The organism is Streptomyces sp. NPDC090798, from assembly GCF_044768965.1.
Lineage (GTDB): Bacteria > Actinomycetota > Actinomycetes > Streptomycetales > Streptomycetaceae > Streptomyces.
In genome coordinates, this window is record NZ_JBIVXA010000017.1 from 53,795 (window position 1) to 67,664 (window position 13,870).

At 71.4% G+C, this 13,870-nt stretch carries 14 protein-coding genes; 5 read left to right on the forward strand and 9 right to left on the reverse strand.

Features of this window, described 5'->3' with window-relative positions; translation table 11 throughout:
- Nucleotides 1-137: 137 nt before the first annotated feature.
- The 3 genes from ACIQTP_RS31585 to ACIQTP_RS31595 form a co-directional block, all read right to left on the reverse strand.
- A complete protein-coding gene (locus ACIQTP_RS31585) occupies nucleotides 138-1,355 on the reverse strand; it encodes an aminoglycoside phosphotransferase family protein (RefSeq protein ID WP_403406255.1) in 1,218 nt (405 codons plus the stop codon).
- Nucleotides 1,356-1,632: 277 nt separating this feature from the next.
- On the reverse strand, nucleotides 1,633-2,439 hold the full coding sequence (locus ACIQTP_RS31590) for a hypothetical protein (protein WP_403406258.1): 807 nt from the start codon (nucleotides 2,437-2,439) through the stop codon (nucleotides 1,633-1,635).
- Between the two features lie 29 nt (nucleotides 2,440-2,468).
- Nucleotides 2,469-4,262, reverse strand: coding sequence for an Hsp70 family protein (locus ACIQTP_RS31595; protein WP_403406261.1), 1,794 nt, complete (start codon nucleotides 4,260-4,262; stop codon nucleotides 2,469-2,471).
- A gap of 149 nt (nucleotides 4,263-4,411) precedes the next feature.
- On the opposite strand from ACIQTP_RS31595, the gene ACIQTP_RS31600 reads away from it, so the two are divergent.
- Nucleotides 4,412-6,196, forward strand: coding sequence for a helix-turn-helix domain-containing protein (locus tag ACIQTP_RS31600; RefSeq protein WP_403406264.1), 1,785 nt, complete (start codon nucleotides 4,412-4,414; stop codon nucleotides 6,194-6,196).
- A gap of 186 nt (nucleotides 6,197-6,382) precedes the next feature.
- Here the strand turns inward: ACIQTP_RS31600 and ACIQTP_RS31605 are convergent, their stop codons facing one another.
- From ACIQTP_RS31605 to ACIQTP_RS31615, 3 genes are all read right to left on the reverse strand, one after another.
- Nucleotides 6,383-7,195, reverse strand: a complete 813-nt coding sequence (locus tag ACIQTP_RS31605; RefSeq protein ID WP_402040220.1) for an SAM-dependent methyltransferase — start codon at nucleotides 7,193-7,195, stop codon at nucleotides 6,383-6,385.
- A gap of 112 nt (nucleotides 7,196-7,307) precedes the next feature.
- The gene (locus ACIQTP_RS31610; protein ID WP_402040689.1) at nucleotides 7,308-7,520 is read right to left on the reverse strand and encodes a DUF397 domain-containing protein; all 213 of its coding nucleotides are present in this window, start codon (nucleotides 7,518-7,520) and stop codon (nucleotides 7,308-7,310) included.
- Nucleotides 7,521-7,544: 24 nt separating this feature from the next.
- Nucleotides 7,545-8,420, reverse strand: coding sequence for a helix-turn-helix transcriptional regulator (locus ACIQTP_RS31615; protein WP_075025857.1), 876 nt, complete (start codon nucleotides 8,418-8,420; stop codon nucleotides 7,545-7,547).
- Between the two features lie 375 nt (nucleotides 8,421-8,795).
- Between ACIQTP_RS31615 and ACIQTP_RS31620 the strand changes: the two genes are divergently transcribed.
- Both ACIQTP_RS31620 and ACIQTP_RS31625 read left to right on the forward strand, forming a co-directional pair.
- The gene (locus ACIQTP_RS31620; RefSeq protein ID WP_403406268.1) at nucleotides 8,796-9,296 is read left to right on the forward strand and encodes an ATP-binding protein; all 501 of its coding nucleotides are present in this window, start codon (nucleotides 8,796-8,798) and stop codon (nucleotides 9,294-9,296) included.
- Complete coding sequence (locus ACIQTP_RS31625) at nucleotides 9,274-9,855, forward strand: hypothetical protein (protein ID WP_403406271.1); 582 nt, start codon at nucleotides 9,274-9,276, stop codon at nucleotides 9,853-9,855. The genes ACIQTP_RS31620 and ACIQTP_RS31625 overlap by 23 nt, the downstream gene beginning before the upstream one ends.
- A 252-nt stretch (nucleotides 9,856-10,107) precedes the next feature.
- On the opposite strand, the gene ACIQTP_RS31630 is transcribed toward ACIQTP_RS31625, so the two are convergent.
- Nucleotides 10,108-10,548, reverse strand: a complete 441-nt coding sequence (locus ACIQTP_RS31630; RefSeq protein ID WP_403406273.1) for an SPW repeat protein — start codon at nucleotides 10,546-10,548, stop codon at nucleotides 10,108-10,110.
- 137 nt (nucleotides 10,549-10,685) lie between these two features.
- On the reverse strand, nucleotides 10,686-11,288 hold the full coding sequence (locus ACIQTP_RS31635; RefSeq protein WP_403406276.1) for a TetR/AcrR family transcriptional regulator: 603 nt from the start codon (nucleotides 11,286-11,288) through the stop codon (nucleotides 10,686-10,688).
- A gap of 148 nt (nucleotides 11,289-11,436) precedes the next feature.
- On the opposite strand from ACIQTP_RS31635, the gene ACIQTP_RS31640 reads away from it, so the two are divergent.
- A complete protein-coding gene (locus tag ACIQTP_RS31640; protein WP_403406601.1) occupies nucleotides 11,437-12,156 on the forward strand; it encodes an MBL fold metallo-hydrolase in 720 nt (239 codons plus the stop codon).
- Here ACIQTP_RS31640 and ACIQTP_RS31645 read toward each other — a convergent pair.
- Nucleotides 12,089-12,682, reverse strand: coding sequence for a sigma-70 family RNA polymerase sigma factor (locus tag ACIQTP_RS31645; RefSeq protein ID WP_403406279.1), 594 nt, complete (start codon nucleotides 12,680-12,682; stop codon nucleotides 12,089-12,091). The two genes, ACIQTP_RS31640 and ACIQTP_RS31645, sit on opposite strands and share 68 nt — an antisense overlap.
- Before the next feature lie 132 nt (nucleotides 12,683-12,814).
- Between ACIQTP_RS31645 and ACIQTP_RS31650 the strand changes: the two genes are divergently transcribed.
- Nucleotides 12,815-13,846, forward strand: coding sequence for a MerR family transcriptional regulator (locus tag ACIQTP_RS31650; protein WP_403406282.1), 1,032 nt, complete (start codon nucleotides 12,815-12,817; stop codon nucleotides 13,844-13,846).
- The last annotated feature ends 24 nt before the right edge of the window (nucleotides 13,847-13,870 follow it).

The following is a 13,870-nucleotide window of genomic DNA, read 5'->3' on the forward strand; positions in this document are numbered from 1 at the left end:
CCGTGACGGCACGTCGCAAGCCCGTCGCTTACGTTCGGATCTGGAAACGGCTCCCTACAGGGCGACGCCTGATCCGGCGGCGACGGCTCGACGTACCGCCACGGCCCCGACCCACGCACCCACGGCCGGCGCAGGGATCACCCGAGCGACGCGCAACGCAACGCCGCCCGGACCTCGTCCACCGGATCCCCCCGGTGGTAGGGCCGCTCCGAGGTCTCGATGCCGTCCAGGAACTCCTGATACCGGACGGCGTACGTGAGATGGGCCAGCGGCTCGGCGAGATCGAGCGCCCGAGCCGGGTCACTCCCGGGCACCCGCGACTTCCACGCCTCCACCCAGCTCCGGGCGGCCGCCGCACGGCCGGACTCGGGAAGGAAGCCCTGGACGCGCAGACCGTCGAGCACGGGATTGCCCCAGTAGGCGTCGGCGAAGTCCACCACCACAGGCGCCCCGCCGTCGCTGCGCCAGTTCCCGGGGTGGAAGTCACCGTGCACCAGTGTGTCGGGCAGCCCGCACTTCGACAGAAGCTCCCACCGCCCGGCCAACTCCCGAGCTCCCCGCACCTCCCGCTCGGTCAACTCCTCAGCGAGGGGCCCGTCAAGCAGATCACGAACCGCCACCTCAAGAACCGACGCACGCCAATCCCGCACCCCCGCCACCACGCCGCCCCCGACCCCGCCCGAACCGCCGGAGGCAACCGCGGCCTGGGCGCCAACGAACCGCTCCACCGCAGCACCGACCGTCTCCGGCGAGGCCCCCCAGCAGTCCTCACCGGGAATGTGCTCCATCAGCACGCGCCGCTCACCCACGCCGAGGAGCGGGGGAACGAGCCCCGGGTCGACCCCCGCGAACGCGGCGATGACGGCGGCCTCGTCCGCCGCGAAGCGCGGAGTCGCCTTGAGCCAGACCGGACCGCGTGCGGTGGGAAGGCGAAAGAGCGCGGACAGGTTCCAGGTACGCCGCTGCACGACCGGACCGCACACCGGCCGCCCCACCGAAGCCAGCTCCCCGGCCGCCCAGTCGAGCAGCTCGCGCACACCCTCCGCCCGGGCCCATGGCGACCTGAGGGCCTCGGCACCGTCCAACACCCCCGGCTCGACGGGACGTTGCTCCAGCAGACCACTCGCCGGACGCTCCAACGCCTCGACGTGGTACGTCACATGGCCGTCCCGCCCGCGCGCACCCCCCTCCACGTCCAGCAGACGCAGTACCAGCACGGGCACGCCGAGCAGCCCCTCCAACCACCCGACGACCGGCCCCACTTCGGACCACCAGGGAACGTCCACGGCGAACGGCCCCGCGCTTCCGAGGAGCTCGTCGCCCGACGTCACCCACGCACTCACAGTTCTTGTCACCGCGCGAGTGTGAACGACCGGATGAGCTCCCGGCCAGCGATTATCGGCGGCCGGGGCGCGCACCGGAACGCACGGATATCGGACGACGCGCACATCGGAAGGGGAGCGGAGCCGATGCGGCGGCTCCGCTCCCCTTCCCCCGGGTCCCCCAACCCGGTCCCCCCCGCGGGCCCTGTGGCCTTCCGGGCCGGAGCGCCCCCCGCGCGCCCCGGACCGAAATCCTTCTGTCCGACCCCGACCCGAGGGTCGGACAGCACATCGAACCGAACCCCCGGAGTCAGGCCTCGGCCTCGGTGTAGACAAAGGTCTCCAGCAGCCGGCGGTCCGCCGCCCGGTACCCCGGACACACCACGAAGGCGACGGGCCGCCCGGCCTCGCACGAGGGCCAGAGGGCGTGTTCCTCCGGATCCGCCGGGACGCCGGGCTCCACCGCGAAGTCGAAATGGCTGGCATGGCCACTGACGGTCATGGCCCGGAACAGATGGGCGGCCTCCGTGCCGACCCGCTCCAACAGCCGCTGGTGGCGCGCGTCGAGCCCCACCACCCCGGCGTCGGTGGCGATGCGGGCCAGTTCGGCGAGGTCGGGTTCGCCGAGCCCACCCCGCTCGTCGGGGCCGAACAGCACCACACACAGCCGGCTGATCAACTGCGCCTGGCGCCGTACGACGTCACGTGGCCGCTCCGCCGTCAGCCGCGGCTGGATCAGGTCGGGCATCCGTTGGGTGTACAACGCCCGAAGCCGCTGGGCGAGTTCGTAGTGGACGAGGAAGTCCTCGCGAGTGAGATCGGCCCGTTCCGCCACCTGGGTGACCCGCACCAGATCCAGTACCTCGCTCTGCTCGTCGAGCACGCGGCGGGTGTCCGCGACGGCCGTCTCCAGCGTCCGGGCCCGTTCCTCCGCGCGTTCTTGGCGCAGCCTCAAGTCGATCAGCCGGTCACCCAGCGGGTCGAGCGCGGCGAGCGCGGCGCGCTGGTCGTCCGCGGCGGCCTCCAGCTTCCGGATCCGCGACTCCAGGGTGTCCAAGCCGTCCAGCCTGATGCTCACTTCCCGCGGCCGCTTGCCCTTGTCGCGGTTGAACAACACGTCTCCTCCTTCGGGGCGGTAGGCCATGGCTATACGCGGTCGAAGTCGACGGAGACCCGGCTGGTCTCCCCGGTGGCGGGGTCGAACACGTCGACCCGCAGTTCGGCGGCGCCGAAGTAGAACAGCAGCATGATCGGACGCTCGCGCAGCGGTCTGCCGACGGTGCCGGACAGGTCGACGGTCAGCCGGCCGATCTCCTCGCACCCGTCCTCGTCGACGTACCGGGGATCGGTCCTCGCGGAGCGGTACAGGCGTACGTCGAGCTCGTCCTGGTCCTCGCGGACCGGCACGATCCGGAAGGGGTGGGCGTCGTTCACCCGCACGCTGTCCATGCGCCGGACCGCGACACCGAAACGGCCGACGCACAGCAGGTCGCCCTCGTCGTCGCGGTACATGCGCATCGTGGAGTCGACCCCCTCCTCGAAAGGCTTGGCCGTCTCGAAGCCGTAGGTGTACTTGGCCTGCCGGGAGACGAACACGTCCGGCCGGTAGGCGAAGTGGACGGCGCCCTCCAGGACCGCGAGGGCCGGGTCCGGCGGGACGAGGATGCGGTGCCGCTCGCCGAAGCGGGCCCGCATCCGCTCGCGCAGCCACGAGGAACGGGCGAATCCGCCGACCAGGACCAGGGTCTCCGGTTCCGCGCCCGTACCGCTGGTGCGGCCGATGGTCGCGAGCTGCTCCGCGACCTTGTCCAGGATGCCGTCCACCCTCTCGTCGAGCAGCCCCTCCACCTCCTCGGGAGGCAGGACGATCTGCCGTGGCAGGCCGGCGGCCTCGCGTGTCAGCCGCGCCCGCACCGGCTCGTCCAGGAGGTCCCACACGGTGACCGGAACCTCGATCCGCACCGGGTCCAGCACATGGGCGGCGGCGTCCGCTTCCCGGTCCAGTTCCACCGTCGCCTTGGCGCGCTCCCACTGCCCGGACAGCTCGAGCAGCTCGCCGGGGTGGTCCCGTTCGATCCGCTTCAGGACCGCCGGACCGAAGCGGTCGCCGAGCGTCTTGTCCAGGAAGGCCTGGTTGACGTGTTCCGAACCCAGCCATCCGCCGGTGGCGAGGCCGATCTCACGCAGCGCGATGGACGGACCGGCGTCGCCGTGCGACTCGTACGCCGTGATGTCGACCGTGCCGCCGCCGCAGTCGACCACCACGGACCGGAAACCGTCGAGGTGCAGGGGCAGCCGGGCCCGCCGGTGCGGACCCGAGGCGGCGTCGGGCATCCGCAGATGGCAGTACAGCGCCGCCGCCTCCGGCTCGATGGCCAGCAGCAGCCGCTCAGGATCACCGGGGAACCCCGCGTCCACGGCCAGCCGCCGCAGCACCGCCTTGTCCTCGTCGTCCCAGATCGCGGGCACGGTGATGCACCAGCGGACCTCTCGTTCCGTGTACGTCATCCTCTTGATCTCCGCGGTCGCCAGTTCGCGGATCTCCTTGAGGTAGGCGGTGACCAGTTCCCGTATCAGACCGCGGTCGGCGCGGTCGACGAAGCCGCCCGTGATCGGCAGGTCCGCCAGCGAACCGCCGCTCTTCAGCGCCGTCTTGAAGGCGTAGGCGTAGCCGAGCCCTTCGGACTGCCCCTTCGCCAGGGCCTCGACCCACCGAGCGCGCGCCTCGTGGCCCCAGGCGACCGTGTCCCCGTCGTCCGTCACCAGGATCGCGGTCAGGTTCTTCGGACTGTCCAGCTGCCGGCCGGGGAACCGGGTGAAGAACTGCACCCGCCTGGTCAGCGGATCGTCGTTGAGCGGCGTTCGCACCGTCCAGGCGAAGCCGGTGCCGTGCGTGCCGAAGTCGACGGCCGCCACCACCTTGGCTTCGTCCGATCCCATGACCAGTGCTCCTGTCCGCCGGTGCTCGCACCCTTGCTCGCTGTAAGCTCGCTCACAGACAGAGTGGTGGGTTTCCGCGGCGACGTGGAGCGGTCGGCTGTTGCCAAAGCTTTCTGGCAACACAGGGCGGGAAGCGGGCCGTTGGGAGGATGGCGATCGAAGAGAACGCGTTCGGCGCGGAGTTGCGCCGACGTCGGACGGCGGCCGGCAAGTCACTGAGTGAGCTGGCCGAAGAGGTGCACTGCAGCCGCAGCTTTCTGAGCAGGATCGAGACGGGCCAGCGACGTGTCACGCACGAGCTCGCACAGCTGTGCGACGAACGGCTGGAAGCGAAGGGCGCGCTGCTCACCCTGGTTCCCGATCCGTCCACCGAGCGGATCTCGAAGACGATCGGCCCGGGCCCGGGGGAGCGGGCGGCCAAACTGGTGAAGTCCGGTGCGGGCACCGGAGGTTCGGCCGCCGCTCGGCAACGTGACGAGTTCGACCGGCTGCTGCGGCGCGGCGACCTCAGCCACACCGCCGGGGACATGCGCGAGGCGGACCGGCTCTACCGGGCGGCGTACGCGAGCGCCGAGGGGGATCCCACGGCCCGGGCGGAGGCCGTCATCAGGATGGCCCGCCGCTGGTCGGACCCCGGGCAGGTCGACCACGAACTGCTCCAGCTGATCAGGGAGAGCCTGGCCGCGCTGGGCGACGACAGGAGCGTCGAGGCCGCCGGGCTGCGCCTCAGGCTCAACGCCCACCTGGCGAAGAAGCTGTCCATGGCGGTCAGCCAGGACACCGCCGCCGGACAGGCGGGCCCGGAGCAGGGCGCGCGGCTGGCGCGCAGCACGCTGCGCAGGCTGTCCGTGGACGGCAAGGACGACGAGGTGTCCTGCGAGGTCCTCACCGAATGCCGGTGGGGACTGTACGACTTCATGTCCACCGCCGAGTCCCTGACGCTCTCCGAACGCCTGCGGGACGCCGCGGCCCGGCACGGCTCGGCCTACTTCCGCGGCGAGGCGCTCATGGCCGTCGCCCTCGACCAGCTGCGGGCCGGCAAGGTGTACAGCGCGCTGGCCACGGCCAACCAGTACCGCAAGCACGCCGCGGACACCCGCGGCGTGCTGACCACCTGGCAGCAGCACACCCTGGACGCACTGCTCGACCTGTGGCACGGCCGGTTCGACAAGGCCGCGGGCTGGATCTTCGGCGACGCGCTGACGTTCGTCGAGCGATTACCCGCCGATCTGGCCGTCCCCGCCGACAATCTGCACCAGACCCGCCTCGGCCAGGCCTACTGGCTGCTGCGCGAACAGGGGCGGATGGCGGACCTGTTCGCCTCCGGTCTGGCCGACACCGTCGAACGGCACGGCTACTTCCCCGTCTGGCGAGCCGGGCTCGCGCTCGCGCTGTGCGAGACGGGTCAGTACGCCGAAGGGGCGGACCGGCTGGTCGGATTCGCCCACGACACCGACGGCTTCAGCCGGTTCCCGCCGTCCGGATGGGCGGTGCCCACGCTGGTGCTGCTCGCCGAGGTGAGCGCCGCGCTCGACGCCCGGGGCGGATTCGAGGCCGAGCTGCGCCAGGTCCTGCCGGTACTGCGTGAGCGGCTCGCCGCCCACGACGGCGAGCAGATCGCCCTCGCGGGCTGGCCCACCGTGCTGATCGGGCCGACCGCCCGGGCCCGCGGACTGCTGGCCCTGGCCGCCGGAGAGCCGGACACCGCCCTCGCCCACTTCCGCACCGCGACCGAACCGGTCCGCTCCTCCCAGCCCCAGCTGGCCCGCCTCCGCCTCGCCCAGGCCCGCGCGCTGCGCAGGTCCGGCCGCTCCGGCGCCGCCGCCCACGCCTCCGGACTGCTGCGGGAGGCGCTGCGCGTGGCCCGGACGTACGGCATGGCGGCCCTCGCGGTCGAGTGTGCGGCCCTGCTGGACTCCACGGCGGACGCCTAGGTCCTGTCCGGCGGGATCAGGCCGGAGGGAAGCGACGGTGCCTCATCAGCGCAGAAGGCCGTGCCAGGCCCCGCGTCTTCGGCGTGATCCGCCGGACAGGCCCTGGCACTCGGCCGACGAGAACGCCCGTGCCGCAGGGCCCCTTTCGCGTGGGGCCGGCGGCACGGATGGGGTGGAGCGGACGGGCTACGGCTTGCGGGCCACCGCCCCGTACATCGCGATGTCCTCGTCCCGGATGCCCGTCTCCGTGCCGTCCGGGAGCCACTTGTGGACCTGGACGATGCCGGGCTCGACGAGTTCGAGGCCCTCGAAGAACTCCTCGGCCTCCGTGTGGGTACGCAGCCGCATGGGCATGTTGCGGGCCGCGTACTCACGGGCGACGCGGGCCACCTCATCGGGCGCGAACTCGGCGGTGCCGATGGACATCGCCAGGTAGCTGCCCGAGGGAAGGGGCTCCAGGAGGCGCCGGACGATGCCGACCGCGTCGTCCTCGTCCAGGACGAAGTGGACGATCGCGATCACCGTGAGGGCGACCGGCTGGGTGAGGTCGAGGGTGTCGCGCAGTTCCGCCGCGCCCAGGATCGTCGCCGGGTCGAGCATGTCCGCCTCGACGTACGCGGTCTTGCCCTCGGGGGTGCTCGACAGTAACCCCTGCGACAGGGTGAGGACGATGGGGTCGTTGTCCACGTAGACGACCCGGGAGTCGGGGGCCACCGACTGGGCGATCTCATGGAGGTTGGGGGAGGTGGGGATGCCGGTGCCGATGTCCAGGAACTGGCGTATCCCCGCGTCCTTGGCCAGATAGGCCACCGCGCGGTTCATCCAGTCGCGGTTGGCCTTCATGTGGATCGGCAGGGCGGGCCACTCCCGCGCCATCGCGTCGCCCGCCTCCTTGTCGGCGGGGTAGTAGTCCTTACCGCCCAGGATGTAGTCGTAGATGCGCGCGGAGTGTGCGCTCTCGGTGTCGATACGGTCGGCAGGCCATCCGTTGTCGGGCAACGCCGCCCCTCCCATCAAGTCGTCGGTGCTCAGCTGCTGTTCGTGGGGGAATGGGAACTTTGTCGGGGAAAGAGTGGGGGAAAGAACAGGGCATAGGAATCAGACAAGGCTGTCAGAGGAGGAAGTCGGCCTCCCCCGCCTTGACGCCCGCAAGAAAGCTCGTCATTTCAAGGGGCGTGAAAACCAGGGCGGGCCCTTCGGGATCGGTGGACTGACGCAGCGCGACGCGCCCGTCGCCCAGCTTCTTCGCCTCGACGCAGGCGCCGCCCGCGTCGTCGCTCCACGGCTTGGACCAGCCCTGCGTGCCCAGTTCCCGGGACGGCATGCCGTTGCGTATGTGGTGGCGCACTCATAGCTCCTTGCGAATCGCGCCGAGAAGTTCCTCGGTCTTCCTGGCGGGCGCCGACTGTGCGCCCAGCCGGTCCAGGGCCTCGCGGTACACCACGACGTCGTCGTCCTTGTCGAGGTAGACGGCGCCCACCAGACCGCTCAGATAGACGATGTCCGGCAACTCGGGTGCCCTGAACCGGAAGAGATGGAACGCGCCGGCCCGCATGGCCGGATGCGGGCCGTTCCTGAACGGCATGATCTGCAGGGTCACATGAGGGAGCGCGTTGACCGCGATCAGATGGTCGATCTGCGCGCGCATCACCTCCGGCCCGCCGACCGGCCACCTCAGCACGGTCTCGTCCATCACCACCCAGACGCGCGGCGGAGCGGGCCGGGACAGCAGCTCCTGACGGCGCATGCGCAGTGCGACCCGGCGCTCGGTCGCCTCGGCCGAGGCGTGCGGATTGCCCGCGCCGAGCAGGGCGCGCGCGTACGCCTCCGTCTGCAGCAGCCCGTGCACGAACTCCGCCTCGTACGCACGGATCTGGAGGGCCGCCTGCTCCAGGCTCAGATATGCCGCGAACCAGTCCGGCAGGACATCGCGGTACGTGTGCCACCAACCGCGCTTGTTGGCCTCGCGGACCGACTTCAGGAAGGTGTCGATCTCCTGCTGGTCCGTCACGCCGTACGTCTGGAGGAGCTTCTCGGCGTCGGTGAGCCGGAGCCGGGCCACCTTGGCGGCCTCCATCCGGCGGATGGTGGAGTGGCTGACGCCGATCGCCTCGCCGGCCTGCTCGTATGTCAGCCCGGCCTGGGTGCGAAGCTCCTCGAGCTGCTTGCCGAGAATCATGCGCAGGACGGAAGGGGCGCCGCCCCAGTCGGTCTCCGTGGACACGCCTTACCCCCTCACAGCGGGCTTCGAGGTCGCAGTCTGTCACGATCATCCGTCGACGGGGGAAGCATGCACCTGGCACATTGCAATTTTCAACTTGTCGGTTGCGAGGTGTTGTTGGCAGCTGCCACAGTGGTCCTATCGTCCCTGATCCGGTGAAGGGAGTGGTCGTGCGGCCCAGTTGGGGGAGACGGGGCTGCAACGCGATGCCTTGCGCGATGAGTTGTGCGCATCTCGCGGCAGTACGGGGCCACGGGGGACGGCATTTGCACCGCTTGTGGTGCGAAGGCAGACGAAAGGCGAACGGCGATGACCCCGCCCTCCCTCCCCCAGCCTCTGGGCCTACCGACAGGGGACGAATGTCCCCATCGGGCAGGCGTGTTCGCCCTGCCCGCGACCCCCGCCTCGGTGGGTATGGCCCGGAGAGACGTCCGTGAGTCGCTCGCCGGGTGGGGCATCGACCCCGAGAACCGCGACAACGCGATCCTGGTGACCTCCGAGCTCGTCACCAACGCGCTGACGCACACGGCGAGCGAGTGGATCGTGTGCAGAGTCCACATCGCCCAGGAGCGGCTCCACATCGAGGTCGAGGACCAGCACCGAGGCTGGAGCCTTCCGGCCCAGCGCCGGCCGGGGCCCGACGACCAGGGTGGACGTGGACTCCTGCTGGTCGGCGCCCTGAGCAGCGACTGGGGCGTCAGAGACACCGCCGACGGCTCCGGACGCATCGTCTGGGCCGTACTGCCCGTACAGCCCGTACTGCCGTCGAAGGGAGGAGACATCGTGTCGACCGGCTCGCCGGCGACCGTGACCATGGCCCGGCCCATCCCCCACTCGGCCGAAGGATCTTTATCTGATGGAACGACAGCACATCCCTGACCTGCGCGATCACCAGCCCGCCCACCACCCGGGCGACCACCTTTCCGCCCTCGACGGCCGCGACCGTCTCCCGGCCCCCGACGGCCGCGATCACAGCGCCGCCGTCGATCCGCGCCCGTACCCCGCCGTCTTCGGCCTGCGCATGTACATCCCCACCGCGCCGCCGCACGAGTCCCCGGCACGACTGGCGATACCCGCCGAGTTGTCCGCCGGTCTGGGATACGACGCCGTGGGCACCTCCCCGGAACACGGGGAACGGATCATGGACTGTCTGCCCCGCGTCGGGTGTGTCTTCGCCGACGACGAGCGGTGGTGGTGGATCGTCCCCTCCGGCTCCCACATAGGCGTCACCTGGCCGACCTCCACCAGCTACGCGGTGGGCGCGCGGCTGGCAGACCCGTCCTGGACACGGGCCCTGCTGCGCTCACGGTCCGCTCGCCCCCGTCTGATCCACCGGCCCGAGGGCGACTCGCCATACACGCCGCCGATTCCGCTGTACTTCCTCACCTGCCGCCTCGCGGGCAGCACCCCGAGTTGGTCGCTCGGCGCGGGTATCTGACCCCCCCCTCCCTTCGACCCCCCTCCCTTCGACCCTCTGGAGGGCTTCGAGTCCCTTTACGAGTCCCTTTGAGCCGCAGCATGGGGGAGGCCGGTCCGCGCGAGCGGGCCGGCCTGTGAGGTCGTTCGTTCCTTTCGTGGGGCCTGGGCTCAGCTCGGGCATCGACTCGCGGGGCTGGGCCCAGGTGTGGTGCCTTCGGCGCTGTTCCCGTGGGACGTCCGCCGGGACCGCCCCGAAGGGTGTCCGTCACGCCTACGCCCGAGTACTTCTCCTCGTCGTCGCGACCGCGCACAGCGCCCCCAGCACCACGGCCAACGCGCCGATGATGATGCTGTTGACCACGACGCCGGTGTCCGGGCTGGTTCCGACCACCCACGGTGAGATGATCATCCACGCGCCCATCGCGCAGATGGCCCAGCTCAGGCCGTACATCCTTTCGGGGGTCATGGTGAATCCGAGGGCCAGCAGGCCTATGGCGATGCCCATGATGAGGTTGTGCGTCCCCAGGGCGGGCTGGCTCGTCGTGTAGTGGAGTATCCACGGGGACGCGGCGCAGTACAGACCGAGCAGGAACACCGGTCCGTCGACGAGCGCCACATCGCGGCCACCGAGCACGCGGTCATACCGCTCCCGCATTTCGGATGCATCGGGGTGGGTCGTGATGTCGCTTCTGGGGTGCGAGACGTTGGCCATGAGTCGTCTCCTTCGTTCTCTGCAGGCCTGACCGCTTCTGGTGCGGTGTGCGGTTGGCGCCGCTTGTTTTCATTGTGCTCTTATTTCTTCTTTATGTGTAGAGGTCGCTTTTCTCCCCGGTGGGGCGGGGTCCGTCCTCAGGGGGCGATGAGGAGGCGGGCGATGGCGCGGCGGGCCCGCGTCGCTGCCTGGGGGTCGCGATGGAGCTGGATGGACTGATTCGCCGCCAGGGCCACGCCGTTGAGCTCGAAGACGAGCTGTTCCACGTCGGTGCGCGGCGGCAGTTCGCGGGCCTCGACCGCCGTGCCCAACTCCGCCGCGACATAGGCCGACCACGAGGTGAGCGCGTCGAGCACCGCGTCGCGGACCGGACCGGGCCGGCCGTCGAACTCGCTCGCCACCGAGCTGAGGAAGCAGCCCCCGTGCCCCTCGCCCTCGGCCATGTAGTCGATCCACTCGTCGAAGGCGCGCGTCAGCCGCTCGGTGCCGGGTCTGGCGCCGACGGCCCGGGCCGGCACGCGTAGCCGGAACCTCTCGACGGCCGCGGCCAGAACGGCGAGTTGGAGCGCTTCCTTGCTGCCGAAGTGGCCGATCACCCCGGCCTTGCTCATCTCCAGATCGGTCGCCAGACGGCCGATGGTGAGGCCTTCGAGGCCCTCCGAGGAGGCGAGCGTCAGGGCGCTGCCGATGATCCGGCTCCGCGTGGCGGCGGTTTCGGCGACGGACTTGCGGGGGCTCATGCGAGCACTTTAACCTAACGACCGTTCGCGATTAGCTGACGATCGTTCGGTAGCTATGGGCCGCGGCCGTGAAGGACGGTTCCGGGCGCGTGAAACCGACCCACCGAAGGGACTCAGCGTGAAGATCCATCACCTGAACTGCGGTTCCATGCGGACGATCGACACCGAGGAGGGGAGCCTTCCCGCGGTCTGCCACTGTCTCCTCGTGGAGACCGACCGAGACGGGCTCGTCCTCGTCGACAGCGGCATCGGTACGCAGGACGTGGCGCGGCCCGAGGAGAGCCTCGGCCCCGGCTTCCTCGGCCGGGCCCAGCCCGTCCTCGACCTCGCGGAGACCGCGCTGCACCAGGTCACCGCGCTCGGCTTCCGTCCGGAGGACGTCCGGCACGTCGTCCTCGGCCACCTCCACCTCGACCATGCCGGGGGACTGCCCGACTTCCCCTGGGCCAGGGTCCATCTGAGCGAGGCCGAACACCATCCGACTGGGCCCGGTCGCGCAGCACCCGGCGAACGATGCCCTGCACCGACCCCGCCACGACGTCGTAGACCGCGGCGAAGGCCTGCTGGTCGCCTCGGGCGACGTGGGTCATCAGGTCCGGCAGACTGCGCTCCGCGGCCGGGCTTCTCCCGATCTCCACGGCTTCCTTCACAGGGGGTCCTCCAGGACGGACGAATGGTTCGGGTGGGATCCGGAGCCGGTGGGGCGGCGGATTGGCCCGCGGTGGCGCATTCACCGGTGGGGGCTTCGGCACGGGCGTGGCGGGGGCGGTTTCGCGGGCGTGGCGCGCGCCGCCGGGTGTTCAGCCGACGGCCTGCGCGCGCAGACAGCGGCGCAGCTGATGCAGTCCGCGCCGGGAGTGGCTCTTGACGGTGCCCAGCGGCCAGCCGGTGCGCTGGGCGATCTGGGGCTGGGTCAGGTCCTCGTAGAACGCGAGGTGCAGCACCCGGCGCTGGGGTGCGGGGAGTCTGGCGAGCTCGCCACGCAGGAGGACGCGGTCGAGCACGGTCTCCGGGCGGGCGGGGGTGTCGTCGGCCGGGTCGAGGAGGGCTCCGGCGGCGGCGACCAGATCGGTACGGCGGGTCCGCGCGCGGAGCGCGTCGGCGATCTTGCGGCGGGTGATGCCGACGAGCCAGCCGGCGAACGCGCCGCGCTCGGGGCGGTAACCCCGCCGGCCCTGCCAGGCGGCCAGGAACACCTGCTGGGTGACGTCCTCGGCCTCCCGGGTGTCGCCCAGGGAACGACCGGCCAGTGTGTGCACCAGCGTTCCCCAGCGGTGGTAGGCGGCGGTCAGACACTCCTCGTCGCCGTCCACGAGGCCCTGGGCCACGTCCGCGTCGGAGAGCGCCTCCCATCGCCCGCCGACGCACTGCTCGGTGACGGAATCCACGGTCATGGCCACGGCTCCTCGGTTCGGGCGGGCTCCCGGTCACCGTGCGCTTCCCGCGACGCGCCCGGTGATCCCCATCGTGTGAACCGAGGCACATGACGGACAACTCGCATCGTTTGTGCGTCGTATAGTCGCCGCATGGGCGAGAACCGACCGGCACCGCGGCGGGAGGCCGCCGCGCGGCCCGTCGAGGCGGGCGTCACGACAGGGTCCCTGGCCCGCCGCCTCGGGGTGTCGCCCACGACCTTGCGTTCCTGGGACCGGAGGTACGGCGTGGGGCCCGCGGTCCGCTTCGACGGCCGGCACCGCCGCTGGACGCCGCGGGACGTGGCGATGCTCGAGGAGATGTGCCGGCTGACCTCGGCCGGGGTACCGCCCGCCGAGGCGGCCAGGACCGTCCAGGAGGGCGTCGGGCGCCTTCAGCCCGGCCCGCGGCTGCCCGGGGGAGGCGACCGGCCCGGTGGGCACCGTTCGCAGGCGGCCGGTGCGCTGCCGCTCGGTGACGTCCGCCAGGAGTGCAGGGGTCTCGCGCGCGCTGCGGTCCGCCTCGACGCGCCGACCGTGGGCGACCAACTGGCCTCGCTCGTGGCGCGCTACGGAGTGGTCCCCGCCTGGGACGAGGTGATGGTGCCGACGCTGCACGCGGTCGGACGCAAGTGGGAGTCCTCCGGCGACCGTTACGTGGAGGTGGAACACCTGCTGTCCTGGCACATCTCACGTGCCCTGCACCGCGCCACCGAGCCGGTCCGGCCCGTGGGAACCCCGGCCGCCGCCGCGGGGCCGGTGGTGCTGGCGTGCGTCCCGGGCGAACAGCACAGCCTGGCCCTGGAGGCGCTGCACGCGGGGCTCGTCGAACTCGGCCTGCCCACCCGGATGTTCGGCGCGGCGGTTCCCACGGAGGCGCTGACCGCCGCCGTACGACGGCTGGGCCCGAAGGCCGTCCTGCTGTGGGCCCAGACGCGTTCGACGGCCGACCTGCCTTTGGCCCGCCATGTCGCGGGCACCAGGTGGGGAGTCAAGGGGGCCCGCAGCCACCCGGCCGTGCTGCTCGGCGGCCCGGGCTGGGCGGGCCGCCCGGTGCGGGGGATGCTCCGCCCGCCCGGGCTTCGGGACGCCCTCGGGACCCTCTCGGCGCTGTACGACCCGCTCGTCCCGGTCACCCGGAGCTGATCGCCCGCGCGCCGTCGGGCCGGG